This window comes from Geothermobacter hydrogeniphilus, assembly GCF_002093115.1.
Taxonomy (GTDB): domain Bacteria; phylum Desulfobacterota; class Desulfuromonadia; order Desulfuromonadales; family Geothermobacteraceae; genus Geothermobacter_A; species Geothermobacter_A hydrogeniphilus.
Map to the genome: position 1 here is coordinate 126,680 of NZ_NAAD01000004.1, position 24,345 is coordinate 151,024.

Genomic DNA, 24,345 nt, shown 5'->3' on the forward strand with positions numbered 1-24,345 from the left:
TATCCCGCCGAGTTCGGGTTGTTGACTTAAGTATTCGAGATCGATAAAGTACCTGACATTGGTTTCAGGTGTCCGCTTATCGTGGATGAAAAGGGAACCCGGTGTAAATCCGGGACGGGCCCGCCGCTGTGACCGGGGACGAACGTCGCATGAGAGCCACTGATCAATGCGATCGGGAAGGCGCGACAAGTAGCTTGATCCGGAAGTCAGAAGACCTGCCTGAAACGTTGTTGATTTCCTGTGGCGCAGGCTGTCAACGGCAGCTGGATTCTGGGATACAGACAGGGAAATCCCGGATCAATTATTTTAATTGGTCCGGGATTTTTTTATTCCGGGCCGTAAACACCGGAGGTCCCTATGAAAAAGTCGGTTGTTTTTACGGTCGCCCTTGCTTTTCTTTTGTCCACCCAGATGGTTCAGGCAGCGGAGTATAAAGTTGTGCACAAAAACGGAATTGTTCTGGCAATGTTCGGCACGACGGTTGAACCGGCGCTGCAGGGGCTGCTCAACATCCGGGATAAAATGAAAAAAGCCTATCCCGAGACCCCGGTTCGTTTTGCTTTCACCTCAAACATCATCCGGAAAATCTGGCAGAAAAGGGCTGCCGATCCGGCCTACATCAAGGCCCATCCGAATATCCCGCCGGAGATTCTTCATGTCCAGGGACCGCTGGCCACCATCGCCAATTTCCAGGATGACGGCTATGACACCCTGGTGGTGCAGCCCACCCATATTGCCCCTGCCGAGGAATTTCTTGACCTGACCGCCTATGTGGATGCCCTGGCATCCATTGACACCATCAAGAAAAAATTCAAGCCGTTCAACAAACTGGTTATCGGCCGCCCCATGCTGGGAACGTTCGGGGTTGAACACCCTTATGCCGAAGATATCAAAACAGCAGTCAGGGCGATGCGGGAGGATGTGGACCGGGCAAGAAAAAATGGTGCCGCGCTGGTCTACATGGGCCATGGCAATGATCATTTTCCCTCGGGTGGCTCCTACCTGCAGTTCGAACACGAGATGAACAAGGTTTATCCCGACGTCAAAACCGTCATCGGCACGGTTGAGGGCTACCCGGCAGTCGAGCAGGTCCTGGAGACGTTGAAAAGATCAGGGGTCAAAAAGGTGGTGATCCGAGCCTTTATGATCGTTGCCGGCGATCATGCCACCAATGATATGGCCGGTCCGGAGAAGGATTCATGGAAATCCATCTTTGAAAAAGAAGGGATCGAGGTTCTTCCCTACCTGCACGGCATGGGAGAGAATGACCGGGTCGCGGATATCTTCGTCAGGCACGCTGCTGATGCTGCCGCGGATGCGGGCATTGTCCTGAAATAGAGACCGCCCGGATGCGGGATCATTTTGTTCAACCCGGCGGTTCAACATCCTGTTGAAGCTGCAGACGCCGATCAGGAGGGTAGAATCAGCGCGATCAGGTCGAACAGCGGTCCCGGATAGATGCCGAGCAACAGGATCGCCAGCAGGCAGACGCCCAGCACGGTGTGTTCACTCGCACTGCCCCGGTCGAGACAGAGATCCCGTTCACGGGCGAGAAACATGACGATCACCGGACGCAGGTAGTAGTAGAGCGAAACCAGCGAGGCGAGGATGCCGAGCAGGGCGATGCCGAGGTAGTCGGCCTTGAGGGCGGCGTGGAAGATGTTGAACTTGGCGATGAAACCGGCGGTCGGCGGGATGCCGGCCAGCGACAGCAGGAAGAAGGCCAGCGCGCTGCCGCGCCGCGGGTGGTGATAGCCGAGGCCGCGCAGATCCTTGTAGTTCTGCGGTTCCTCCCCCTGGATGGCGAAGGCGGTCAGCACTCCGAAGGCGCCGAGGTTGGAGAGGGTGTAGACCACCAGGTAGAAGATCACCGCGCTGCGGCCGGTTTCACCTCCGGCCAGCAGGCCGATGGTGACGTAGCCCATGTGGGCGACCGACGAGTAGGCGAGCATCCGCTTGATGTTGTCCTGGCGCAGGGCGCAGAGGGTGCCGAGGATGATCGAGGCGGCGGCCAGCGCCCAGAGCAGCGGTGCCAGCGCTTCCAGTCCCCGGCCGATGCCGAGCATCAGCGCCACCAGGGCGGCGAACACCGCCCCCTTGGACCCGGTCGAGAGCAGGGCCGTGATCGGTGCCGGTGCCCCCTGATAGACGTCCGGGGTCCAGAGATGGAAGGGCACCAGTGAGACCTTGAAACCGGCGGCACAGAGGATCAGCGCCCAGCCGAGCAGGCCCAGGGGGCGCATCCGGTCGCCTTCGAGCAGCGCCTGGTGCATTTCGGCGAAATGGAAGGTTCCGGTTGCCGCGTAGATCAGGGCGATGCCGAAGCTGAGCAGGCCGGTGGCGACGATGCCCATCACCAGGTATTTCAGCCCCGCCTCGGTGCCGCGCGGACAGGTCTTGTCGATGGCGATCAGGATATAGAGCACCAGGGTGAAGGATTCCAGGCCGACCAGCAGACCGACCAGGGAACTGGCCGAAGAAAGCAGCGCCATTCCCGCGGCGGCGAACAGCACCAGGGCCGGATACTCCCCGGCGGGGAAGCGGCGCGCCCGGCCGTAGCGCGGTGAGAGCAGCAGGGTCATCGCCGCCAGCAGGCTCCAGAGAATGGTGAAGAAACGCGCGTAGGGGCCGCTGCTGAACATACCGCCGACTTCGGCCACCGGCGGCGGGCAGCCGCCGGCGGTGAGGGCCGCCAGCAGGGCGATGGCCACGCCGGCGCCGATCAGGGTGTTGCGCCGCGGCCACCAGGCGCCGGCCATCAAGATCGCGGTGGCACCGAGGGCGAGGATCAGCACCGGCAGCAGGGCGAGCAGTTCGGCGCCGCTCATGGCAGACCTCCGTGGGCGGCGACCAGCGGTGCCGCCTGCTCAAGCAGAATTTTTACCGGCAGATGCAGGTGGGCAAGGAAGGTCTCCGGATAGAGCCCGAGCCAGAGAGTGAAGAAGACCAGTGGTGCCAGGGCCACCACTTCCAGGGTGGTCAGGTCGGGCCATGGATGCCCGGGAGGGCGCTCACCCCAGAGCAGTTCCTGGACCATCCGCAGGATGTAGGCGGCGGCGAACACCACCCCGACGACCGCCAGCGCGCCCCACAGGGGCCGGACCTGGAAGGTGCCGGCGAAGACCAGGATCTCACCACTGAAATTGGCCAGTCCCGGCAGGCCGAGGGAGGCCAGGGCGAAGAACAGAAAGAAGCAGGAGAAGATCGGCGCTTCCTTCCACATTCCGCCCAGCTTGGCCAGTTCGCGGGTTCCGGTACGGCGGCGCAGCATCGACACCAGGGCGAACAGGGCGCCGGTGGTCAGCCCGTGACAGAGCATCAGCAGGATCGCTCCCTCCAGGGCCAGCACGTTGGCGGCCGCCAGGCCGAGCATGATCATCCCGAGATGGGAGACCGACGAGTAGGCGATCAGGCGCTTGACATCCCCCTGGATATAGGCGCACCAGGCGGCGTAAAACAGCCCGACCAGGGCCAGAAACGCCAGCAGCGGCAGGCTGGCCGCGGCACTGGCCGGAAACAGCGGGAAGGCGAAACGGAGGATACCGAACACCCCGGTCTTGAGCAGCAGCCCGGCCAGATCGAGGGAGCCGGCCGCCGGGGCGACGGTGTGCGCGTCGGGCAGCCAGGTGTGCAGCGGCACCACCGGCACCTTGACCAGGAAGCCGAGCATGAAACCGGCGTAGAGCCAGGGTTCCCAGGCGCCGCAGTCGGTGTTTCGGAGGGCTTCAAGGGCGAAGCTGTAGTCGCCTGTCTGCCGGCCGTGCAGCAGGTAAAGGCCGATGATCGCCAGCAGCATCAACAGCGAGCCGGCGAGAGTGAAAAGGAAGAACTTGACCGCGGCATAGACCCGCCGACCGTGGCCCCAGATGCCGATCAGGAAGAACATCGGGATCAGCATCACCTCCCAGAAAAGGTAGAAGAGCAGCAGGTCGCTGGCCAGAAAGACGCCGAGAATTCCCGCCTCCATCAGCAACAGCAGGGCGTAGAAGAAGGCCGGGTACTTTTTCTGATGCCAGGAGATCAGCACCGCGATCACCTGCAGGAAGGTGGTCAGCACCACCATCAGCAGGGAAAGACCGTCCATCGCCAGGGTGAAACGCGCTCCGAGCCGCTCGATCCAGGGGTAGTCCTCGCGCAGGTACCAGCCGGCGGCATCCGGCTGCTGGCAGAACGCCCAGACGCACAATGCCAGCATCACCAGCGTGGTCGCCAGGGTGACCGCCCGGCACAGGTCCGGTTTGCGGCGGAAGAGCAGGCAGAGTCCGGTCCCGGCCAGCGGCAGCAGCAACAGCAATGTCAGAGCAGGAAAGGAGGTCACCTTTTAGCGTTTCCCTTTATCAAGAAATTGATCCACAGTCATCTCACATCTCACATCTCACATCTCACATCTCACATCTCACATCTCACATCTCACCCTTTAACCATCTCCAGCAGAAACCAGCCGAGCATCAGGACCAGTCCCCAGGCGAAGCCGTGCAGGTAGGTGCTGATGCGGCCGGTGGCCAGCTGCCGGGTGCGATCACCCTGTTTCTGGGTTGCGCCGGCCAGGCCGTGCAGGGTCGCTTCGATCACCGTCTGGTCGAGGCCCAGGCCGCAGAAGCGGGCGAGGGCCCGAAAAGGCTTCAGCAGGCTCCATTCAACCAGGCGATCGGCCTGCCAGCCGTGCAACAGGAAGCGTTTGTACCAGGCAGGGCGTTCGCCGGGAAAAGAACGATAGAGTCCGACGGCGGCGAACAGGCCGAGAGCGAACAGGCACACGGCGGTCACCGTCAGCGCCAGTTCGGTGGCATGATCGACCAGCGGTTTCGCTTCACTTCCGGTCAGCAGACGATGCAGCAGTTCCTGCCCGCCCCAGGCCGCTGGAAGATTGAACAGTCCGCCGAACAGGCCGAGCAGGGCCAGTGGCGGCAGGGTCCAGCGCATCAGCATCGGCAGCGGATGCGGTTTCCCGGGGCTGCGCGGCGGGCCGGTAAAGACCAGGAAAAAGAGGCGGAAGCTGTAGAAGCTGGTCAGCAGGGCGCTCAGCGTGCCGAGCGCCCAGGCCAGGCGCAGTCCGTTTCCTCCCGCGGCGTACGCGGCTACCAGGATGCCGTCCTTGGAGAAAAAGCCACCGGTCAGCGGTGCTCCCGCCAGGCACAGCAGGCCGGCAAGAAAGAGGACCGTGACCAGGGGGGATTTTTTCGCCATCCCGCCCATCTTGTAGATGTCGTTCTCCTCGTGACAGAGGTGGATGACACAGCCGGCGCCCATGAACAGCAGGGCCTTGAAGAAGGCATGGGTATAAAGGTGGAACATCGCCCCGGAAACGCTTCCGGCGCCGACGGCGATGAACATGTAGCCGATCTGGCTCATGGTCGAGTAGGCCAGCACCCGCTTGATCTCCCGCTGCGCCAGGGCGCAGGTGGCGGCATAGAAGGCGGTCAGTCCGCCGACCAGGGCGATGGCGGTCATGCCGGTCGCCGACAGGGAGACCAGCGGGAACAGCCGGCAGAGCAGGTAGACTCCGGCGGTAACCATGGTTGCGGCATGGATCAGAGCCGAAACCGGGGTCGGCCCGGCCATGGCATCGGGCAGCCAGGTCATCAGCGGCAGCTGGGCGCTCTTACCGCTCGCCCCGGCCAGCAGCAGCAGCACGATGGCGGTGATCGAGGCAGCCGGGAGCTGGCTGGCGAAGGCATTGATTTCGGGAATCCCGAGTTGGCCGGAGGCGGAGAACAGCCACAGCAGAGCGATGGCGAAGAAGACATCCCCGACCCGGGTGACCAGGAAGGCTTTCTGCCCGGCGCGGGCATTCTTCAGCTCGCGATACCAGAAGCCGATCAGGCCGTAGGAACAGAAGCCGACTCCTTCCCAGCCGAGAAACAGCAGCAGCAGATTGTCGGCCAGGACGATAGTCAGCATGGCGAAAACGAACAGGTTGAGCAGGGCGAAGAAGCGCGCCGTATCCTGCTCCTTTTCCATGTAGCCGACCGCGTAGAGGTGGATCAGGGTCGAGACCCCGGTGACCATCAATGTCATTGAGGCGGCCAGCGGGTCGAAGAGGATGCCGAAGTCGGCCCGCAGGTTGCCGCTCGCCAGCCATGTTGCCAGCACTGTGCGGGTTCCTCCGCCGGAGGAGAGGGGCCAGAGCAGGCAGCTGGCGACGAAACTGGCGGCCACCGCGGCCACGGCGATCCAGCCGCGCGCGGCACGCGGGAAACGCATCCCGAAGAGGATGTTGATGCCCGCCCCGATCAGCGGCAGCAGCGGTATCAGGAACAGCAGCTTGGCGTTCATCCCTTCATCTCGTTATAGGCATCGGCATCAAGGGTTCCCTTGCGCCGGTTGAGGTAGACGACCATCGCCAGGGAGATGGAGACCTCGGCCGAGGTCAGCGCCATCAGCAGCACCACCAGCAGCTGACCGTCGATGTTGTGCCAGAAGGCCGAGGCGCCGACCAGCGCCAGGCCGACGGCGTTGATCATCACCTCGACGCCGATCAGGATCATGATCAGGCTGCGCCGCGCCAGCACGCAGGCGAAGCCGAGGCCGAACATCAGCCCGGCGACGATCAGCACATGTTCCAGGGGTACGATCATCGTTCATCTCCCCGGGCCCGGCGGCGGGTACGTTCTCCCCTGCCGACGTAGAAGGCTCCGACCGCCGCGAACAGCAGCTGGAAGGAGACGATTTCCACCGCCAGGGCATATTCCTTGAACAGCCCGTAGCCGAAATCACGCGGTGAAGCATAGAAGTTTGGTCCCCCCGGTCCCGCCTGCGGCTCGGCGGTCATCAGCAGCAGGGTGCAGACGACAATGCTGCCGGACAGCAGGATCACCGGCGCCCAGCGCTGCCAGCCGGGTCCCCTGGCGGCTTCTCCCGGGGTCAGCTCCAGCATCATGATAATGAACAGGAACAGCACCATGATCGCCCCGGCGTAGATGATCACCTCCCAGGCGGCCACCAGCGGCGCCCCGAGAATGAAGAAGATCAGTGCCAGGGCGAAGAAGGCGTGGACCAGGTAGATGACCGCGTGTACCGGGTTTTTCCGGGTGATGGCCATCAGCGTTGCCAGCAGCGCGGCGGCGGAGAGGATGTAGAAAATAGTCGCGATCATAGTATCGTATTCAGCAGTGTCTCCTGATTTTGGGCCACCCGCTCGCTTTGCTCGCTCAAGACACCAAGAACACCAAGGAACCCGTTTGGCTGAGGTGTCCTGAAAAAAACAAAAGCCAGTCCGTGATTAAAACCAAAAAACATTTGAATTTCCGTCCTTCTTGGTGTTCTTGGTGCCTTGGTGGCGGCTTTTCCTTTTCACGGCAGCAGACTCCTCACATCCGCCGCCGGGCGCTCTTCCTCGCCCTGACCGCGCGGGGTGACCACGCCGATACCGGCGTGGCGGTAGAAGTTGTAGTCAGGCTCCTTGCCCGGGCCGTCGATCAGCAGGTCTTCCTTCTCGTAGACCAGGGTCAGGGGATCACGGCGACAGATTTCGTAGTCGGCGGTCATCTGGATGGCGCGGGTCGGGCAGGCCTCGGTACACATGCCGCAGAAGATGCAGCGGGTGAAGTTGATCCGGAACCAGGTTGCATAGCGGCGGCCGTCATCCGCTTCCGCGGCCTGCATCGAGATGCAGTCGACCGGGCAGGCGGCGCTGCACAGGTAGCAGGCGACACAACGTTCGCCGCCGTCCGGGTCGCGGGTCAGTACGATCCGTGCCCGGTAGCGTTCAAACGGCACCCGCTTCTGTTCCGGGTACTGGATCGTCACCGGTTTGCGGAACATGTTCCGCAGGGTGATCCAGTAGGCCTGAGCGGTCGCCTTGATGTCTTGATACAGGTTCACTGCGTTCACCATGTATCAGGTGTGAGGCGCGAGGCGCGAGGCAAAAGGTTGTTTATTTAAATAACCTCTGGCCCCTGGCCTCTGGCCCCTAACCTGTTTTCAAAAGGAGCAATATCGCTCCGGTTACGATCACGTTGACCAGCGCCAGCGGCACCAGGATTTTCCAGCCGAAATGCATCAGCTGATCATATCTCAGCCGCGGCAGGGTGCCGCGGGTCCAGATGAAGAGGAAGGAGATGAATCCGACCTTGAGGAAGAACCAGACGATTCCCGGCAGCAGCGGGCCGTGCCAGCCGCCGAGGAAGAGGACGGTGACCATGCTGCTGAGAATGATGACGTTGATGTATTCGCCGACGAAGAACAGGCCGAAACGCATTCCCGAATATTCGGTGTGGAAGCCGGCGACGATCTCGTTCTCGGCTTCGGGCAGGTCGAAGGGGATGCGCTTGCTTTCGGCCAGCACGCTGACCAGGAAAATCAGGAAGGCCGGCGGATTGAGAATCGCGAAGGGCAACCCCGCCTGGGCATTGACAATATCGGTCAGGGAGAAAGATCTGGCCATCAGGACCACCGGGACGATCGCCAGTCCCATGGAGAGTTCGTAGCTGATCAATTGGGACAGGGCGCGGATGCTGCCGAGCAGGGCGTACTTGCTGTTGCTGGCCCAGCCGCCGAGGGTGACGCCGTAGACCGCCAGCGAGGAGAGGCCGAGAAAGTAGAGCACGCCGATGTTCAGATCGCAGATCACCAGCGGCACTTCACGGCCGAACAGGTGGATCGGAGGGCCGAAGGGAATCACGGCGAAAGTCAGCAGGGCGGTGACCGCGGCGATCCCCGGGGCGATGAAGAACAGGAACTTGTCAGCCTGGGAGGGGATGAAGTCCTCCTTGGTGACCAGCTTGACGGCGTCGGCCAGCGGCTGCAGCAGGCCGAAGGGACCGACCCGGTTGGGACCGTAGCGCAACTGCATGCGTCCCAGTAGCTTGCGCTCGGCGAGAACCATGTAGGCCGCTCCGGTCAGCAGCAGGAAGAAGACAAACCCGAGCTTGACCAGGATCAGGATGGTGGTGATCAACCATTCAGGCATTTCCCCCTCCTTTCCCGACCAGGCAGGGGGTCAGGCTCCCCGGTGCGAACAACTCCAGCGGCGTGCCGCGCAGGCGCGTGGCGAGCAGCAGCCCCGGAGCCATGGCGGCATTCAGTTTCAGTTGCAGTGGGAAGGTTTCCAACTCGGTGTGCAATTCGATCGTGTCGCCCTCCTTGAGGTCCCGCGCGGCGGCGGTTTCCGGATGCAGCAGTACCTGCGGAACGGGCCGGACGGCGTCGAGTGCCGGGGAGAGGCTGGCGAGTTGTTCGCTGCCGAACAGCTGGTCGACCACCAGCAGCGGCAGACTCCCTTCCGGAGCGGGATGGGGGAAGCTCTGGTCACGGCTTTCGGCCGGATGGCCGCCGCCCCGCACCCGCTGTCCTTCGCCATCGGGATCGAGCAGGCTCAACCCGGCGAAGCGGGCGTCCCGCCCTTCGAGCTTGCGGCGGATCATCTCCGGAGACTGGTTGTCGCCGCGCAGCAATGCCAGAGCGGCCCAGGCCGGACGTGGTTCGCCACCGGGTGTGGTGGGGAAGAAACTGCGCGGCGGGTGTCCTCCGTCGTCGTTGGTGCCGAGGGGAATGCCGGGGCTGAAAACACTGCTGAAAACGAGCATGCGGCCCTCGTTGTTGACCAGGGTGCCGGAGCCTTCGGCGACAGTCGTGGTCGGCAGAAAGACGTCCGCCTGGCGCGACAGCCGGTTGGGGGCGTGGTCGAGGACCAGCAGAAATTCGAGTTTGCCCAGCGCCCGGGCCATGCGTTGCGGGCCGTCGGCCAGCGGGTCGTTCTCGAGACAGACCAGGGCGCGGATTTTTCCCGCCATCATCTCTTCACAGAGCTGGTCGGCGTCCGGGCCGCTGCCGCTCAGCAGGGCCGCGCCATAGCTGTTGGGGCCGCCGAGGGTGACGAACAGCCCGGTTTCGAAGTGGTCGGCTGCTGCCGCCAGTTGGCGAATGCCGGTTTCGCCGAGCAGGTCGCCGCCGCCGCAGAGAATCGGACGTTCGGCCTGTCGAAGCAGGGTGCGCAGTTCAGCCAGGTCATCCTCCGGCTCAGCAGGAGAGACCAGTTGTTCAAGCAGGCTCGGCAACGACTCGGGCCCGGTCGACAGTTGTTGAAAATCACAGGGCAGCTCAACCGGACGAGGGTCGATGACGGTCACCCGGGCTCCCCGGCGGGCCGCCTGGCGTACGGCCAGTCCGAGCAGCGGCGCCTCGTTGAGGGGGTCGGAACCGACCAGCAGCAGGCAGTCGCTGCGGCGTACATCCTCCAGGCTGCGCGCTTTGGAGCCGAGCAGGGCGGTCAGTTGCCGCGCGGCCCTGTCTCGTCCGGGTTGTGGGTCGCCGCAGAAGCGGGCGCCGCCGAGCTGCTGCGCCCAGTCGTGCAGCAGTGCCAGGGATTCCAGCGAGGCCCGCGGTGAACCGAGCATAGCGATCGCCTCCGGGCCGACCCTGGCGGCAATGTCGGTGAGCCGCCGGCGGGCCAGCTGCTGGGCCTCCGGCCAGGCGGCATCGGCTCCCTGCAGCTTCGGAGTGCGGGGACGTTCGGGATGGTTGACGTGACCGTAGCCGAAGCGCCCGCGGTCACAGATGAAAAAGCCGTTGGTCTGGCGGTTGATGCCGGAACGGACCCGCTGCAGCTCCCGGTAGCGGGCGCCGGGAATGACGCTGCAGCCGAGGGAACAGTGCGGGCAGATCGAGGCGGCCTCCTGCAGATCCCAGCTGCGGCTGCGGAAACGGCAGGTCTTGTCGGTGAAGACCCCGGTCGGGCAGACATCGGCGAGGTTGCCGGAGAAGGGGGATTCAAGCTTGCCATCCTTGAAGCGGCCGAAGAAGACCCGGTTGCGCGAGCCCATGACGCCGAAATCGTCGCCGCCGCAGTAGTCCCGGTAGGTCCGAACGCAGCGGTAACACTGGATGCAGCGGTTCATTTCCTGTTCGATAAAGGGACCGAGATCCTGGTTTATCCAGGTGCGCTTTTTGCCGCGATAGCGACGGATGCCATGGCCGCCGGCGATGGTCATGTCCTGCAGCTGACATTCTCCGCCCTCGTCGCAGACCGGGCAGTCGTGCGGATGGTTGAGCATCAGCCACTCGATCACCGCGGCACGCAGCTCCCGGGCGTCAGCATCGACGGTGGAAACCACCATCCCGTCCTGAGCGGGAACCATGCAGGCCATCTGCAGGCCCTTGACCGGGCCCTGTTCGAACCGCATGGCGCACAGCCGGCAGGAACCGACCGCCCCGAGCGCTTCATGGTAGCAGAAGTGCGGGATGACGATCCCGAGTTGCTGCGCCGCTTCGAGCACATTGCTGCCGTCGGGGACGGTCACGGTCTGGTTGTCGATGGTTAAAGTCGGCATAAGAGCTAAAATCGGCTAAGGGCTAAGGGCTAAGGGCTAAGGGCTAAGGGCTGAAGGCTGAAGGCTGAAGGGGTTCCTTTGGCCCTTTGCCTTTCGCCGCCTTTCACTAAAAGGGGCACCGCCCCTTCCGCACATGCTCTTCCAATTCATCCTCGAACAGTCGCAGCAGCCCGTCCAGCGGCCCCATCGCTCCCTCGGCGAGGGCGCAGAAGGAGCGGCCGGTGATGTTCCTGCGCTGGTGTTTCAGCATCTCGATCTGTTCCATGTTGCCGCGTCCGGCTTCGATCTCTTCGAGCAGCCACTGGACGAAGGAGAGACCATCGCGGCAGGGGGTGCACCAGCCGCACGATTCGCGGGCGAAGAAGCGGATCAGGTTAAGGGTCACCGCGACCATGCAGGTGTCGTTGTCGAAGGCGGTCACTCCGGCGGTGCCGAAACGGCTGCCGGCAGCTTCCAGTGTGTCGAAATCCATCGCCACGTCGAGATGTTCGCGGGTCAGGTACGGCGTCGAGGCGCCGCCCGGCAGGCAGGCCTTGAACTCTCCGCCGCCGCGAATGCCGCCGCCGACCTCGAAGATCACCTCGCGCAGGGGGATGCCGACCGGCAGTTCGAAGCATTCGGTCCGCTCCAGGTGTCCGGAGAGACCGAACAGCTTGGTGCCGGCGCCGATCTCGTTGCGGGCCAGGTTTTTGAACCATTCGGCGCCGCCGGTGATGATATGCGGGACGTCGGCCAGGGTCTCGACGTTGTTGACCGTGGTCGGCCTTCCCCAGAGGCCCTTGACCGCCGGGAAGGGCGGCTTGCTGCGGGGATTGGGTCGTACCCCCTCGATGCCGTTGAGCTGGGCGGTTTCTTCGCCGAGGATGTAGCGCCCGGCGCTGCGGTGAACGTGGATCTGCAGACTCCAGCCGGAGTCGAGAATGTCCGTGCCGAGATAACCGGCCTCCTTCGCCTCGACGATGGCCCGTTCGAGGTTGCGGGCCTCCTGTTCATAGGCGTAACGGATGAAGATGTAGGCCTCCGACACCTGCAGGGCCCAGGCGGAGAGGATCACCCCCTCGACCAGCTGGTGTGGGTCGGCCATCAGCAGTTGGCGGTCCTTGTAGGTGCCCGGTTCCATCTCATCGCAGTTGCAGACCAGGTATTTGTCACCCGGCTGGTCGGCCGGAAAAAAGGACCATTTCAGCCCGGTTGAGAAGCCCGCTCCACCGCGGCCGCGCAAACCCGAGCGCTTGACCGTCTCGCGCACCTCCAGCGGGGTCATCGCGCGGATGGCCTTTTCCAGTCCCTGATAGCCGCCGGTCTGTCTGAACCCGTCGAGAAAGACGGTTTCGCCGGGACGGCGGTTCTTGAAGAGAATTTGCGGGTAGTCGGGCATTTACCAGCCTTTTGACACAGAGTCTCAGGGAAAAAGACGGCCACCAAGGCGCCAAGAACACCAAGAAAGCCTTTGCATAGCGGACAACCGGAAGCCGGGCTCTGGATCTAACCTGAATCAGTGAGCTTCTTGTCGGCGGATAGCACAAGTCATTGATCTGCCAGAGCTTCCCAAAAATCGCCAGCGAACCTATGGGTGCGCTTTACGATTTTTGGAAATCTCATTCAGGCCAAGCACTTGCACTCTCCATCCAACAGAAACTCACTGATTCAGGTTTAACAGATTTCCGCCCTTCTTGGTGTCCTTGGTGTCTTGGTGGCAGAAAAAGATTTTTAGTCTTTCTCTTTCTCCAGTGCCGCATCGATCTTCTCCGGCGTCAGCCTGCCGTACAGTTTCAGCCCGATCATCATCGCCGGGGCGTCGCCGCAGACGCCGAGGCAGCAGCTCGGCAGCAGGGTGAAGGCGCCGTCGGCGGTGGTTTCGCCGGGGGCGATGCCGAGTTTCTGCTGCAGGTGCGCGGCGACCTGCTCGCCTCCGGTTGCCCAGCAGCAGATCGAGTCGCAGTAGTGAATCACCTTGCGGCCGACCGGCTGGCGGAAGATCTTGTCGTAAAAAGTGGCGATCTCCTCGACCTGCAGCGGCGACAGGCCGAGAATCTCCGCTGTCAGCTCGACCCCTTCATCCGGCACCCAGCCGTGATGCTCCTGGATGGCGCGCAGCAGGTCGATGATCAGCTCCCGCGGATGAGCGCTGGCCGCCGCCCTGGCGCGGAAGTTTTCAATTTCGGTTGTCGATAATAATTCTCTCATCAGAACCAGAATCTTGCATCTGCCACCAAGACACCAAGGACACCAAGAAACGCAACATCATTTACATGAACTCCGGGGTGGAGAGCAGTATAGACGGAGAAGCATGCAAAAGCCTTGTCCGAATTCAAACAGCTTAATTATTTTTCTCTGCGTCCTCTCACCCTGTTACGTCTTTGCGTTAAACCTGAATCAGTGATCTTGTCACCAGCGAATAGCGTAAGTCATTGACCTGCCTGCGCTTCCCAAAAATCACCGGCGAACCTATGGGTGCGCCTTAGATTTTTGAAAATCGCATCCAGGCCAAGCACTTACACTCTTCATCCGGCACAAACCCACTGATTCAGGTTAAAAAGAAGTTCTTGGTGTTCTTGGCGCCTTGGTGGCCATCTCGGGTTTTATCTGTCCAGGTCCGCCAGCACGAAGTCGATCGATCCCAATATTGTGATCATGTCCGCCACCAGCCAGCCGCGGCTCATCATCGGCACCATCTGCATGTGAGCGAAGCTCGGGGTGCGGATGCGCAGCCGGTAGGGGACGGTGTGGCCGTCGGAAACCAGGTAGTAGCCGCATTCTCCCTTGCTCGACTCGATGGCCCGGTAGACCTCGCCGCGCGGCACGCTCGGGCCGCGGGTCACGTTGCAGAAGTGGTGGATCAGGCTCTCGATGTCGTTCAGACCATCTTCGCGCTGCGGGTAAGCGTAGCGGTAGTCATCGGTCATCCAGCGGCCGGCGGGCATTCTTTCCGCCGCCTGGCGGACGATTTTCAGACTCTCCCGCATCTCTTTAAGCCGCACCAGGTAGCGGGCGAAGCAGTCGCCGCCTGCTGCCGTAACAATGTCGAAATCGTAGTGCTGATAGCCCGAGTAAGGCATTTTGCGGCGCAGATCCCACTCGAATCCGCAGGCTCTCAGGTTGGGGCCGCTCATGCCCCAGTCGAGAGCCTCGTCGCGGGAGACCGGTCCGACATCCTCGGTGCGCTTGCGGAAAATCGGTCCGTTGGTCAGCAGCTTGTCGAGTTCCGTGATGCGCTGGTCGAAATCCCGGGTAAAAGCTTCGACGACCGATTTCCAGCCCTCGGGCAGGTCTTTGGGGAGCCCGCCGATACGGAACCAGCTCGGGTGCATGCGTCCACCGGTGATCATCTCGATGATGTCGAAGATCTTTTCGCGCGATTCCATGCAGTAGAAAATCGGGGTCATGGCGCCGACATCGTGGGCAAAAGTGCCGAGCCAGACCAGGTGGTTGGCGATGCGGAACAGCTCGCAGAGCATCACCCGCACGGTTTCGGCGCGTGGCGGCACTTCGACACCGAGCATGGTTTCGAGGGGATGCAGGTAGGCGAGGTTGTTCTGCACTCCGGAGAGGTAGTCGATGCGGTCGGTGTAGGGGATGAACTGGCTCCAGTGCTGGCGTTCCCCGATCTTCTCGGCGGCCCGGTGATGGTAGCCGAGGTCGATGTCGAGATCTTCGATCTCTTCGCCGTCGAGCAGGGCGATCAGCCGCAACACCCCGTGGGTGCCGGGATGATGCGGACCGATATTGAGGATCATTGCCTCGAAATCCTCCGCCAGCGGCTTGCCGCGGAAGAAGTCGCCGCCATCACGTGGTTCCATCTGCCGGGCGGTCTTGCGGGTGTAGGGGTCCATTTCCGTGGCCCGGAAGGGGTGCTCCTTGCGCAGCGGGTGCCCCTGCCAACTGTCCGGCATCAGGATGCGCCGCAGGTCGGGATGTCCGGCGAAGCGGATGCCGAACATGTCGAAAATTTCCCGCTCGTACCAGTCGGCGCTCGGCCAGAGCCCGGTCAGGCTCGGTGCTTCCGGCCAGCCGCCGTCGAGAGGGGCCTTGACGCGCAGGTAGCCCGGTTCGTCGAAGCTGAGCAGGTGGGCGGTGAGGGTGAAGCGGTGGCCGGTCTGTTGACGACGGTCACTTTCGTCCACGGCGGTCAAGTCTTCGAGACGGCGGTAGCGGATAGGAGCGTCCTGCCTGAGGAAGGTCATCAGTTCCACCAGCTGCTCCGGAGCGACCACCAGGGTCGGCATGTCGCGGGCGTCCTCTTCCTGAACGGTTTCCCCGAAACGCTCCTTCAGGGCCCGACGCAGGTTGTGGGTCGAGGCGGGAAAAGCGGCTCGCGGCTGTGGCGGCAACCACATGTTGTCGGCGCGGCTGGGGTGGAAATGCGGGTGCTGCAGCTGGCTGCCGCGCAGCGGCGCGTTGCCGTAGCCGGGTCCGCGCGGGTCGCGGCTCTTGCTGTGTCCGTCGACCAGAATCGGTTCCGTTGTCCCTTCGCTGCCGCCGTTCATGCCGAGTACCAGGCGGGTCGGTTTTTCCTTGCTGCGAATCTTCTCCTGCAGCAGCATGATGCCCTGCATGAAGGCTTCCGGGCGCGGCGGACAGCCGGGGATATAGACGTCCACGGGAAGAATCTGATGGATTCCCTGGATGACACTGTAGCTGTCGTACATGCCGCCGGAGTTGGCGCAGCTGCCCATGGCGATGACCCATTTCGGGTTGGTCATCTGCTCGTAGAGGCGCAGGATGGACGGACCCATTTTCTTGAACGGGGTTCCCGAGATGACCATCAGGTCGGCTTCGCGCGGGGTGCCGCGCAGCACCTCGGCGCCGAAGCGGGCCAGGTCGAAGCGCGGGGTGAGGCTGGTGGTCATTTCGACGAAGCAGCACGACAGGCCGAAAAACATCGGCCAGATCGAATTGCTGCGCGACCAGTTGATGACATCATCCAAGGTCGTCAGCACCACATTGTCGGGGATTTCTTCGCTCACGCGCCCTTCCTCTTGTCGCGCTGCCGGTACCAGGCCCGTGGCCCCCAGTCGAGGCCGCCCATTTTCCACAGGTAGATCAGGCCGAACAGCAGGATGATGATGAAGAAAGTGATCTGCAGGTAGCCGGCCCAGCCGAGCCGGTCCCAGGCGACCGCCCAGGAGACGATGAAGATCGCTTCGACATCGAAGACGATGAAGAAGATGGCGACCAGGTAGAAGGGAACCGGTTCGCGCAGCCGGGCCTGGCCGGTCGGCGCCACGCCCGATTCGTAGGGATCTTCCTTGAGGCCGCCGCGGCTCTTGTGGCCGAGCAGCCAGGAGATGCACATCAGGGCGCTGATCATGACGACCGCCAGGCCGGCGTAGACCACCAGCGAAAGCAGGTCGGATGTCGGTGGAGGTCCGCTGGTCGCGGCGGTTGTGGCGGCGTTTGCCAGAGGCATAAAGCTGACCGTTGCAGTAAACTTGATAGCGTCGCAAAACCCACCGGCAGCGGTGTTGCTGCGCCTGCTCTCGCTGCTTCGGCGTACCTCAGTACGCCTCATTGCCCGACAAGCGCGCGTCTTGCTGCTGATGTTTTTTGCTTAGCTATTCACTTTGTTGCTTTCTTGCGAAAGCATCAGGATCGGCGCGGCTTAAAAAGCCCCGCAGGCGCGAACGCGAGGCTGAATCACAGGTTTCAGGATAGCACACTGCCGGGCAGGTGCAAGCGGTTGGATTTGTTCAGGAGATCCCGGAGCGATTGACAATTGCCTCGCGGGCCAGCTCGTCACAGCGTTCATTTTCAGGATGGCCGGCATGGCCCCTGACCCAGCACCATTCGACCTGGTGGATCTTTTCCAGTTCGACCAGCTGTTCCCACAGGTCGCGGTTGGCGACCGGTTTTTTCTGCGAGTTTTTCCAGCCCCGGCGAATCCATCCGGCAAGCCATTCGGTCATGCCTTTCTTGACGTACTGGGAGTCAGTGGTCAGGCGTACCCGGCTCGGTCGCTTCAGAGCCTTGAGGCCGGCGATGGCGCCGCACAGCTCCATGCGGTTGTTGGTCGTTTCCGGTTCATAGCCGGAAAGCTCCCTGACATGGTCACCGTAGCGCAGCAGGGTGCCCCAGCCGCCGGGGCCGGGATTGCCGCTGCAGGCGCCGTCGGAAAAGATTTCGACAATGGGTTGTTGATCGGTCATGGAGATTTCTCTTTCTGATTGCCGGTTGGAGCAAGGGGGCGGGGCCGATTCCGCGGGCAGGATAGCAGAACACCCGGGCGGGTGGAACCTCAATTATGATGACGTCGCAAAAACTCGCCAGCAGCTGCGTTGCTGCGTTTGCCTCGCTGCTTCGACGTACGTAAGTACGCCTCATTGCTTGACAACCGCGCGCCTTGCTGCCGGCGCTTTTTGCTTAGCCAACACTCTTGATGCTTTTTTGCGAAAGCAGCAATTATTGCTGTTCAGTCGGTCGTGTCGCGGATCAGTTCAGCCAGGGCCGCGGCCAGTTTGCGGTAGCCGGCGGCATTCGGATGGATGGTGTCGCTCTTGAGGTCACGGTCGGCAAGGATGTCGCTGAGAGTTTCCTCCAGATAGGGCAGCCGGTTGGTTTCGGCCAGCTCTTCGTAAAAGGCGGGTGGCGAGAGGAACAGTCCCGGTTGCGGCACGCCGACCAGAACCACATCGCTGCCCGCCTGCCGGCAGAGATCGATCATCGCCTGCAGGTTTTGGCGTGTCCGTTCCCTGTCGAGACGGCGGAGAAAGTCGTTGCCGCCATGGATCAGGATGATCAGTTGCGGTTGCGTCTCCTCCAGTACCCGCGGCAGTCTTCGGAGGCCCTCGGCCGAAATCTCCCCCGGAACGCCCGCGTTGATCACCCGGCGCCCCAGCAGCCGTTGCAGCACTGCCGGGTAGCTCTGTTCCTCCGTGGCGCCGTTGCCGTGGGTCAGACTGTCGCCAAAGGCGAGGATCACCGCGTCGGCGGCCAGTGGGCGCAGTTGCGGTTGCCGGTCGCAGGCGGCGACGAGCAGCAGCAGGAGGAGCGGGGACATCAGGCGGAAGAAGGTGTGCATGTCGACAGCATAACAGAAGTGCTGAATGGAGGCAGCTGCCGGAGCTGCGCTTCGAATCCCCCCGGTGAAAAAGCAAAAGCCCCTCCGCTGACGCAGAAGGGCCTTTTGCTTTTTGGCGTCCCCAGGGGGATTCGAACCCCCGTCGCCGCCGTGAAAGGGCGGTGTCCTGGGCCAGGCTAGACGATAGGGACTTGAGAAGCAGAATTTGCCACAAATGGAGAATGATGACAATGAAAAAATAGGAAAAAATCAAAAATTTCATGTAAGGGCCTGTCATGAGTTTTTTTCCTGCGTGTCGATGGATATCAACAAGGCCTTTATTGAAAACGGTTTTCATTTTCTTGTTGACGAGGCGGGCGGCGATCTGTATGTTCCGAAAACAATTTTCAATTTCGTTTCGTCCGGTTGTCAGCTCAAGGCCGCGACGGAGCGCCCATTTCAACCACCCAAGGAGTTGTTGCATGTCGAAACGTATTATTGGTCTCGTCGGATTGCTGCTGGTTTTTTCACCGCACCTCGCCATCTCCGCCAGCCTCGAAGAGCTTGAGCGGCGCCTGAACATCGTGACTGCGGAACTGCAGAAAATGAAAAATGAATCGGCGGTGAGTGAGGCTGAATATCAGTCGATCTACGGGTTCGGTCCCGCGGCCTCGAAAGTTTATACTCTCTCACGGGGACTATCGATCGGCGGCTACGGCGAAGCCCGCTACACGAACTATGTCAGCGATCAGGGCGGCAAGCAGGATCAGGCGGATTTCCTCCGTTTTGTCCTTTATACCGGTTACAAGTTCACCGACAGCATCGTTCTGAATTCGGAGATCGAGTTCGAACACGCTTCGACTGAGGATGACGGTGCGGTTTCCCTGGAATTCTCCAACCTCGATTTCCTGCTCGGCAAAAGATTCAATCTCCGGGCCGGCCTGATGCTGATTCCCCTCGGAATCACCAATGAACTCCATGAGCCGACCCTGTTCCATGGCAATGACCGGCCGCTGGTCGAGCGCTATGTCATTCCGACGACCTGGCGCGAAATGGGGGTCGGCGCCTTCGGCGAACTCGCCGAAGGCCTGGAGTACAAGCTCTACCTCGTCAACGGTCTGGACGCGACCGGTTTCGACGGCAAGGGGATTCGCGGCGGACGACAGGATGGTTCCAAGTCGCTGGCCGAAGATTGGGCTGTCATCGCCCGTCTCGACTATGAACCGCTCCTCGGATTGAATCTCGGCGCCGGCGCCTACCTGGGCAACTCCGGACAGGGACAGGAATTCGCCGGGAGGGAGGTCGACGCCTTCACCCGGATCTACGAAGCTCACGTCCAGTACAAGGTTTCCGGCCTGGAGTTGAAGGCCCTCGGCTCACTGGTCCGGATCGATGATACTGACGCGGTTTCGGCTGAAGTCGGCGAAGCGGTTGCGGAGCGGATTTCCGGCTGGTACGGGGAGGTCGCCTACGATGTCCTGCCGCTGTTTGTTCCCGGAACCGATCAGTACCTGGCGCCCTTCGCGCGCTACGAGCAGATCGATTACCGGGGCACCGACGAGGATGTCGATCTGCTGGTCTGCGGTATCAGTTACAAGCCGACTCCGAATGTCGTGGTCAAGGCCGATTATCGCAATTTCAACAACAAGAACAGGGCCGATACGGCCGACGAGGTCAACCTGGGCATCGGCTTTATCTTCTGAGTCAGGATTCAGTAACGGAGAGACAGCGCGCCGGCGGTACGTCCTTTGCCGCCGGCGTGCCGGTTTGACATTATGCGTCTGAAAACAGTTATCCCTCTGGCTCTGGCTCTGGCTCTGCTCTGTGCTGCGGCGGTAGCCCATGCCGGAACCTATATGACCAGGAGTGAAGCCCTGGCTCTCGCCTTCGGAGAAGGGGTCGAGATCGGGACCGTCCAGTTGTTCATGACCGAAGCCGAACTGGCGGAGGTCGCCGGAGAATCCGGAATCCGCCCCGACTCGGCACTCTATACGTTCTATGTCGGCAAGGACGGCAACCGGGTCATCGGCTATGCTGCCATCGAGGCGGCGACCGTCCGCACCCATCCGGAGACGGTGCTGGTGGCGCTCCACCCGGACGGCAGGGTACGTTTTGTTGAAATCCTGGCATTTTTCGAGCCGGAAGAATACCTGCCGTCCAGGCGCTGGCTGAAGCAGTTCCGTGAGCGGAGTATCTCCGGCAGGCTCAGGATCGGCGACGATATTCACGGCATGACCGGGGCTACCCTGTCCGCCCAGTCGGTCACCCGACAGGTGCGGAAAACTGTGGCCATACTGAAAACTTATCTGGCGAGGGCAGAGTGATGCGGATGTTGCTGACCGGACCACAGGCGGAGCGGCCTGCCGGAACCATCATGGGGTTTTTCTATTTTTACTTTCTGCTGCATTGGCTGACCGGATTTTTCATGTTTTTCACCAAGCTCGGCTTCACTTACGGCAGTGTTGTCCGTTACTATCTTGGGGATCCGGAACGTTTCATGAACCCGCGCAGCTTCAGTGGGTTGCTGGAGGTGAGCCACTTTCACCTGTTCGCCATGGGGTTGTTTTTCGTAGTGTTCTCGCATCTGCTGCTGTTCACGGGGTTCCGGGCGCAAGTCAAAGACCGGCTGACCTGGGGATTGGCCGGTGCCCTGCTGACGGATATGGCGTCCGGATGGCTGGTCAGGTACCTGGCCGCGGAATTCGCCTGGCTGAAGCTTGCGGCCTTCTGGAGTGTGCAGGGGTTGTCCCTGGTTGTGCTGGGAGGATTGGTGTGGGAATTTTCGGGTCGTCGCAGCCGGCGGCCACTGTCCATGGCTCCGGGGAAGACCGGACAACTTGATTGACATTCTGCGCTCGCTGCCGCGGCCATCCCTGGCCGCTCATCGTCCACTGGACGCACTCGCTACGCTTCGAATCCCCCTGGCGAAAAAAGCAAAACGCCCTTCCACTTGCGTAGAAGGGCTTGGGGATTCGTCCACTACGTCAGGCGCGTCCTGCGCCTTCCTGCGTGGACTCCCCTTCGCTCGCTGCCGCGGCCATCCCTGGCCGCTCATCGTCCACTGGACGCACTCGCTACGCTTCGAATCCCCCTGGCGAAAAAAGCAAAACGCCCTTCCACTTGCGTAGAAGGGCGTTTTGCTTTTTGGCGTCCCCAGGGGGATTCGAACCCCCGTCGCCGCCGTGAAAGGGCGGTGTCCTGGGCCAGGCTAGACGATAGGGACTTAAAACATCAAGTACCCTGCAGGAAATGTCCCTGCGGTTACTGCTTGAAAATGGTGAGCCGGGGGGGGATCGAACCCACGACCATCTGATTAAAAGTCAGATGCTCTACCAACTGAGCTACCGGCCCGCAACGGGAATGAATTTATACTGGAAGCCGTGGTTATAGTCAACCCTTTTCTCGAATTTTTTTTCACCCCGTCAAACGGGAGAAAAAATGCTCCTGTTCGGGGCTTGGGTCAAGCGAACGGATTGCTCAGCTGGATGGTCTGGTCACGGCGCGGACCGACCGAAATCAGCACCGGCGGACAGCCGGCGACCTCCGCCAGTTTGTCGAGATAGGCACGGGCCGCGGCCGGCAGCGCGTCCAGACTCTTGGCTTCGGAGATGTCCGACTGCCAGCCTTCCAGTTCTTCGTAGATCGGCTTGCATTCGCGCAGTACCTCGAAATCGCGGGGAAAGTGTTCAAGCATGTCTCCCCGGTAGGAGTAGCCGGTGCAGATCTTGATGGTTTCCAGGTCGTTGAGGACATCGAGCTTGGTGATGGCCAGACCGGTCAGTCCGCTGGTGCGCACCGCTTCGCGCAGGGCCACGGCGTCGAACCAGCCGCAGCGACGGGGGCGACCGGTGGTTGAACCGAATTCCTGGCCGGCCTTGCGCAGGGCGTCGCCCATTTCGTCGTGCAGCTCGGTCGGAAAGGGGCCACTGCCGACCCGGGTGACATAGGCCTTGGAAATACCGATCACCTGGTCGAGGTGGCGGGGCCCGATGCCGCTGCCGGTGCAGGCGCCGCCGGCCACCGTTGAGGATGAGGTGACAAAGGGGTAGGTCCCGTGGTCGATGTCGAGCAGGGCGCCCTGGGCGCCCTCGAAGAGCAGGTTGCGGCCTTCTTTCACGCTCTGCCCGAGCAGAGTTGAGGAGCAACCGAGATATTTTTTCAGGGTCTCGGCATAGGTGCTGTACTCGTCGATGATGGCGTCACGGTCGAGGGGGGGCTTGCCGAGGAATTTTTCCAGCAGGAAATTCTTCTCCGGCAGGTATTCATCGACCTTGCGGGCGAAGACATCGGGTCGCACCAGGTCGTTGAGACGAATACCGCGCCGGCCGATCTTGTCTTCGTAGGCCGGACCGATGCCGCGGCCGGTGGTTCCGATTTTCCTGTCCCCCTTGGCTTCCTCGCGGGCAATGTCGATGGCGGTGTGCCAGGGCATGATGATGTGGACGTTGCCGTCGATCACCAGCTGGCCGTCATCCTGCATGTAGCCTCTGGCCTTGAGCCCTTCGATCTCTTTGATGAAGACGCGCGGATCAAGGACGACGCCGTTGCCGATGATGCAGCGTTTGCCGGGGTGCAGAATTCCCGAGGGAATCAGGTGGAGGATGGTTTTCTGGTCACCAACCACCAGGGTGTGCCCGGCATTGTTGCCGCCCTGAAAGCGGATCACGTCGTCGGCGTACTCGGTGTAGATGTCGACGACCTTGCCTTTGCCTTCGTCGCCCCATTGGGCGCCTACGATTACAACGTTCGGCATTCTTTTCAGCTCCTGTGGGGATCGAGTTGCAGGTTGCCGGCTTCGATCTCGTCAATGGAAATCTGCCTTTCGTGGCCGTCGGCGACCCTGACCAGCTTGACGGAATCCTGCTCGCTCCCGATGATCATCACGTAGTGAAAGTCCATTTTCCCGGCATAGGCCAGGGTTTCTTCAAGCCCGCGCGGGTAGTTGTCGCGGGCGGCGGAATAACCTTGTCGACGCAGGGCGCGGGCCAGTTGCTGGGCCCGGCTCTTGTTGTCTCCCTGTTGAAAGAGCAGCACGTCGGTGGTGCGGGCCGCCGGCAGCTGCAGTTCTTTGTCGAGGGCGAACAGCAGGTTGAGCAGATTGAAAGTGAATCCGGTGGCCGCCAGCGGGCGGCCGTAGCGGGCGGTCAGGTTGTCGTAGCGGCCGCCGCTGCAGACGGCCCGGCCGAGACCGGGCAGAAATCCCTGGAAAGTGATCCCGGTATGGTAGTCGAGGCCGCGGATCTCTCCAAGGTCAAAGGTGACATAGGGATCGACCTCATAGGTTTCGAGGACCTGCAGCACGTCGGCGAGATTGCTCAGGGCCCGGCGGGCGGAGGGGGTGTGGACGACCAGGTCGGCCCGGTCGAGGACTTCCCGTCCGCCGAACAGCCGTGGCAGGGCGAGCAGTTCCTCCTTCTGCCGGTCGCTGACGGCCAGCGGTTCGAGCAGTTGTCTGAGGCCGGAGGTGTCCTTGCGGCCGATGGCGTCGCGCAGCGCGGCCAGTGTTGCCTTATCGAGGTCGAGGTCGTTCATGATGCCGCGAAAGAATTCGACCTGGCCGATGTCGATGGTGAATTCCGGCACCCCCAGATCCTGCAGCGCTTCGACCGCCATGGCGATCATTTCGGCGTCCGCCTCGGCGTTCGGCAGGCCGATCAATTCGACGCCGGCCTGGAAGATCTCCCGATCCTTGCCGGCCTGCTGCTCGGTGTGACGCAGCACCCGGCCGCTGTAGCAGAGCCGCAGCGGCAGCGGCAGGTTCTGCATGCGGGTGGCGACGATACGCGCCACCTGCGGGGTGATGTCCGGCGGGAAGGCGACCAGTCGTCCGCTCTGGCGGTCATCGAAGCGGAAGGTCTTTTCACGCAGACCGCTGCCCAGCCCCTGTTCCAGGACGTCGAGGTTCTCCAGTGCCGGTGGCAGCACCGGGCGAAATCCCCAGCGGTGGAAAAGCTCCAGCAGGGTCTTCTGCAGGAATTCAATCTTGGCCGCCCTGTTCGGCAGAAAGTCTTTGACCCCCTTGGGAAGTAGGGCTTCGGGGATGGTTGCGTCAGTCGTCATCGTTTTCCGTGGGCATGA

The 24,345-nt window shown here is 61.9% G+C and carries 21 protein-coding genes, 3 tRNA genes and 1 riboswitch; of the genes, 5 read left to right on the forward strand and 19 right to left on the reverse strand.

The annotated features are described in order from the left end of the window. Positions 1-49 precede the first annotated feature (49 nt). Positions 50-237: riboswitch (cobalamin riboswitch) on the forward strand. A gap of 120 nt (positions 238-357) precedes the next feature. After that, positions 358-1,338: a sirohydrochlorin cobaltochelatase gene (locus tag B5V00_RS05095; RefSeq protein ID WP_085009683.1), complete on the forward strand. Its 981-nt coding sequence runs from the start codon at positions 358-360 to the stop codon at positions 1,336-1,338. A gap of 71 nt (positions 1,339-1,409) precedes the next feature. Here the strand turns inward: B5V00_RS05095 and B5V00_RS05100 are convergent, their stop codons facing one another. The 15 genes from B5V00_RS05100 to B5V00_RS05170 all read right to left on the reverse strand — a co-directional run bounded on the left by B5V00_RS05100 (position 1,410) and on the right by B5V00_RS05170 (position 18,479). Continuing rightward, positions 1,410-2,828, reverse strand: a complete 1,419-nt coding sequence (locus B5V00_RS05100; RefSeq protein WP_085009684.1) for an NADH-quinone oxidoreductase subunit N — start codon at positions 2,826-2,828, stop codon at positions 1,410-1,412. Beyond that, positions 2,825-4,318: a complex I subunit 4 family protein gene (locus B5V00_RS05105; protein ID WP_085009685.1), complete on the reverse strand. Its 1,494-nt coding sequence runs from the start codon at positions 4,316-4,318 to the stop codon at positions 2,825-2,827. Before B5V00_RS05105 ends, B5V00_RS05100 begins: the two co-directional genes overlap by 4 nt. Before the next feature lie 92 nt (positions 4,319-4,410). Further along, the gene (gene nuoL / locus B5V00_RS05110) at positions 4,411-6,276 is read right to left on the reverse strand and encodes an NADH-quinone oxidoreductase subunit L (RefSeq protein WP_085009686.1); all 1,866 of its coding nucleotides are present in this window, start codon (positions 6,274-6,276) and stop codon (positions 4,411-4,413) included. After that, complete coding sequence (gene nuoK, locus B5V00_RS05115; RefSeq protein ID WP_085009687.1) at positions 6,273-6,578, reverse strand: NADH-quinone oxidoreductase subunit NuoK; 306 nt, start codon at positions 6,576-6,578, stop codon at positions 6,273-6,275. Before nuoK ends, nuoL begins: the two co-directional genes overlap by 4 nt. After that, positions 6,575-7,096 carry an NADH-quinone oxidoreductase subunit J family protein gene (locus tag B5V00_RS05120; protein WP_085009688.1) on the reverse strand — a complete coding sequence of 174 codons (522 nt, stop codon included), beginning with the start codon at positions 7,094-7,096 and terminating at the stop codon, positions 6,575-6,577. The genes nuoK and B5V00_RS05120 overlap by 4 nt, the downstream gene beginning before the upstream one ends. A gap of 197 nt (positions 7,097-7,293) precedes the next feature. After that, positions 7,294-7,824 carry an NADH-quinone oxidoreductase subunit NuoI gene (nuoI, locus tag B5V00_RS05125; RefSeq protein ID WP_085009689.1) on the reverse strand — a complete coding sequence of 177 codons (531 nt, stop codon included), beginning with the start codon at positions 7,822-7,824 and terminating at the stop codon, positions 7,294-7,296. Positions 7,825-7,912: 88 nt separating this feature from the next. Beyond that, positions 7,913-8,911, reverse strand: a complete 999-nt coding sequence (gene nuoH / locus B5V00_RS05130) for an NADH-quinone oxidoreductase subunit NuoH (protein WP_085009690.1) — start codon at positions 8,909-8,911, stop codon at positions 7,913-7,915. Then, positions 8,904-11,270, reverse strand: coding sequence for an NADH-quinone oxidoreductase subunit NuoG (gene nuoG / locus B5V00_RS05135; protein WP_085009691.1), 2,367 nt, complete (start codon positions 11,268-11,270; stop codon positions 8,904-8,906). The genes nuoH and nuoG overlap by 8 nt, the downstream gene beginning before the upstream one ends. A gap of 106 nt (positions 11,271-11,376) precedes the next feature. Further along, a complete protein-coding gene (gene nuoF, locus B5V00_RS05140) occupies positions 11,377-12,648 on the reverse strand; it encodes an NADH-quinone oxidoreductase subunit NuoF (protein ID WP_085009692.1) in 1,272 nt (423 codons plus the stop codon). Positions 12,649-12,980: 332 nt separating this feature from the next. Beyond that, positions 12,981-13,457 (reverse strand): NADH-quinone oxidoreductase subunit NuoE, encoded by a 477-nt coding sequence (gene nuoE / locus B5V00_RS05145; RefSeq protein ID WP_085009693.1) that lies wholly within the window; start codon positions 13,455-13,457, stop codon positions 12,981-12,983. A 395-nt stretch (positions 13,458-13,852) separates the two neighbouring features. After that, complete coding sequence (locus B5V00_RS05150) at positions 13,853-16,237, reverse strand: NADH-quinone oxidoreductase subunit B/C/D (protein ID WP_085009694.1); 2,385 nt, start codon at positions 16,235-16,237, stop codon at positions 13,853-13,855. Then, the gene (locus tag B5V00_RS05155) at positions 16,234-16,680 is read right to left on the reverse strand and encodes an NADH-quinone oxidoreductase subunit A (protein ID WP_085009695.1); all 447 of its coding nucleotides are present in this window, start codon (positions 16,678-16,680) and stop codon (positions 16,234-16,236) included. Before B5V00_RS05155 ends, B5V00_RS05150 begins: the two co-directional genes overlap by 4 nt. A 280-nt stretch (positions 16,681-16,960) precedes the next feature. Continuing rightward, a complete protein-coding gene (gene rnhA / locus B5V00_RS05160) occupies positions 16,961-17,416 on the reverse strand; it encodes a ribonuclease HI (RefSeq protein ID WP_085009696.1) in 456 nt (151 codons plus the stop codon). Positions 17,417-17,679: 263 nt separating this feature from the next. Continuing rightward, positions 17,680-18,267: an arylesterase gene (locus B5V00_RS05165; protein ID WP_245803910.1), complete on the reverse strand. Its 588-nt coding sequence runs from the start codon at positions 18,265-18,267 to the stop codon at positions 17,680-17,682. A 134-nt stretch (positions 18,268-18,401) separates the two neighbouring features. Continuing rightward, positions 18,402-18,479: transfer RNA gene (locus tag B5V00_RS05170), tRNA-Glu, on the reverse strand. 23 nt (positions 18,480-18,502) lie between these two features. Here B5V00_RS05170 and B5V00_RS16865 point away from each other — a divergent pair. From B5V00_RS16865 to B5V00_RS05185, 4 genes are all read left to right on the forward strand, one after another. Further along, on the forward strand, positions 18,503-18,835 hold the full coding sequence (locus B5V00_RS16865) for a hypothetical protein (protein WP_139800662.1): 333 nt from the start codon (positions 18,503-18,505) through the stop codon (positions 18,833-18,835). Next, positions 18,750-19,970, forward strand: a complete 1,221-nt coding sequence (locus B5V00_RS05175) for a hypothetical protein (protein WP_139800663.1) — start codon at positions 18,750-18,752, stop codon at positions 19,968-19,970. The genes B5V00_RS16865 and B5V00_RS05175 overlap by 86 nt, the downstream gene beginning before the upstream one ends. A gap of 72 nt (positions 19,971-20,042) precedes the next feature. Further along, entirely contained in the window at positions 20,043-20,591 is a 549-nt protein-coding gene (locus B5V00_RS05180; RefSeq protein WP_085009698.1) for an RnfABCDGE type electron transport complex subunit G, read from the forward strand. Beyond that, positions 20,591-21,112 (forward strand): hypothetical protein, encoded by a 522-nt coding sequence (locus B5V00_RS05185; protein WP_085009699.1) that lies wholly within the window; start codon positions 20,591-20,593, stop codon positions 21,110-21,112. Before B5V00_RS05180 ends, B5V00_RS05185 begins: the two co-directional genes overlap by 1 nt. A gap of 300 nt (positions 21,113-21,412) precedes the next feature. Here the strand turns inward: B5V00_RS05185 and B5V00_RS05190 are convergent. The 4 genes from B5V00_RS05190 to hisZ form a co-directional block, all read right to left on the reverse strand. Beyond that, a tRNA-Glu gene (locus B5V00_RS05190) sits at positions 21,413-21,490 on the reverse strand. 52 nt (positions 21,491-21,542) lie between these two features. Beyond that, positions 21,543-21,618 (reverse strand) — tRNA-Lys (locus B5V00_RS05195). A gap of 109 nt (positions 21,619-21,727) precedes the next feature. After that, entirely contained in the window at positions 21,728-23,020 is a 1,293-nt protein-coding gene (locus B5V00_RS05200; protein WP_085009700.1) for an adenylosuccinate synthase, read from the reverse strand. 5 nt (positions 23,021-23,025) lie between these two features. Further along, on the reverse strand, positions 23,026-24,327 hold the full coding sequence (gene hisZ / locus B5V00_RS05205) for an ATP phosphoribosyltransferase regulatory subunit (RefSeq protein WP_085009701.1): 1,302 nt from the start codon (positions 24,325-24,327) through the stop codon (positions 23,026-23,028). Between the last annotated feature and the right edge of the window lie 18 nt (positions 24,328-24,345).

What these genes read in the sequence shown, in the direction of transcription:
- B5V00_RS05095 (WP_085009683.1), top strand. Translation starts at nt 358, where the DNA reads ATGAAAAAGTCGGTTGTTTTTACGGTCGCCCTTGCTTTTCTTTTGTCC.
- B5V00_RS05100 (WP_085009684.1), bottom strand. Translation starts at nt 2,828, where the DNA reads ATGAGCGGCGCCGAACTGCTCGCCCTGCTGCCGGTGCTGATCCTCGCC.
- nuoL (WP_085009686.1), bottom strand. Translation starts at nt 6,276, where the DNA reads ATGAACGCCAAGCTGCTGTTCCTGATACCGCTGCTGCCGCTGATCGGG.
- nuoK (WP_085009687.1), bottom strand. Translation starts at nt 6,578, where the DNA reads ATGATCGTACCCCTGGAACATGTGCTGATCGTCGCCGGGCTGATGTTC.
- B5V00_RS05120 (WP_085009688.1), bottom strand. Translation starts at nt 7,096, where the DNA reads ATGATCGCGACTATTTTCTACATCCTCTCCGCCGCCGCGCTGCTGGCA.
- nuoH (WP_085009690.1), bottom strand. Translation starts at nt 8,911, where the DNA reads ATGCCTGAATGGTTGATCACCACCATCCTGATCCTGGTCAAGCTCGGG.
- nuoG (WP_085009691.1), bottom strand. Translation starts at nt 11,270, where the DNA reads ATGCCGACTTTAACCATCGACAACCAGACCGTGACCGTCCCCGACGGC.
- nuoF (WP_085009692.1), bottom strand. Translation starts at nt 12,648, where the DNA reads ATGCCCGACTACCCGCAAATTCTCTTCAAGAACCGCCGTCCCGGCGAA.
- nuoE (WP_085009693.1), bottom strand. Translation starts at nt 13,457, where the DNA reads ATGAGAGAATTATTATCGACAACCGAAATTGAAAACTTCCGCGCCAGG.
- B5V00_RS05155 (WP_085009695.1), bottom strand. Translation starts at nt 16,680, where the DNA reads ATGCCTCTGGCAAACGCCGCCACAACCGCCGCGACCAGCGGACCTCCA.
- rnhA (WP_085009696.1), bottom strand. Translation starts at nt 17,416, where the DNA reads ATGACCGATCAACAACCCATTGTCGAAATCTTTTCCGACGGCGCCTGC.
- B5V00_RS05165 (WP_245803910.1), bottom strand. Translation starts at nt 18,267, where the DNA reads ATGTCCCCGCTCCTCCTGCTGCTGCTCGTCGCCGCCTGCGACCGGCAA.
- B5V00_RS16865 (WP_139800662.1), top strand. Translation starts at nt 18,503, where the DNA reads ATGGAGAATGATGACAATGAAAAAATAGGAAAAAATCAAAAATTTCAT.
- B5V00_RS05175 (WP_139800663.1), top strand. Translation starts at nt 18,750, where the DNA reads ATGTCGAAACGTATTATTGGTCTCGTCGGATTGCTGCTGGTTTTTTCA.
- B5V00_RS05180 (WP_085009698.1), top strand. Translation starts at nt 20,043, where the DNA reads ATGCGTCTGAAAACAGTTATCCCTCTGGCTCTGGCTCTGGCTCTGCTC.
- B5V00_RS05185 (WP_085009699.1), top strand. Translation starts at nt 20,591, where the DNA reads ATGCGGATGTTGCTGACCGGACCACAGGCGGAGCGGCCTGCCGGAACC.
- B5V00_RS05200 (WP_085009700.1), bottom strand. Translation starts at nt 23,020, where the DNA reads ATGCCGAACGTTGTAATCGTAGGCGCCCAATGGGGCGACGAAGGCAAA.
- hisZ (WP_085009701.1), bottom strand. Translation starts at nt 24,327, where the DNA reads ATGACGACTGACGCAACCATCCCCGAAGCCCTACTTCCCAAGGGGGTC.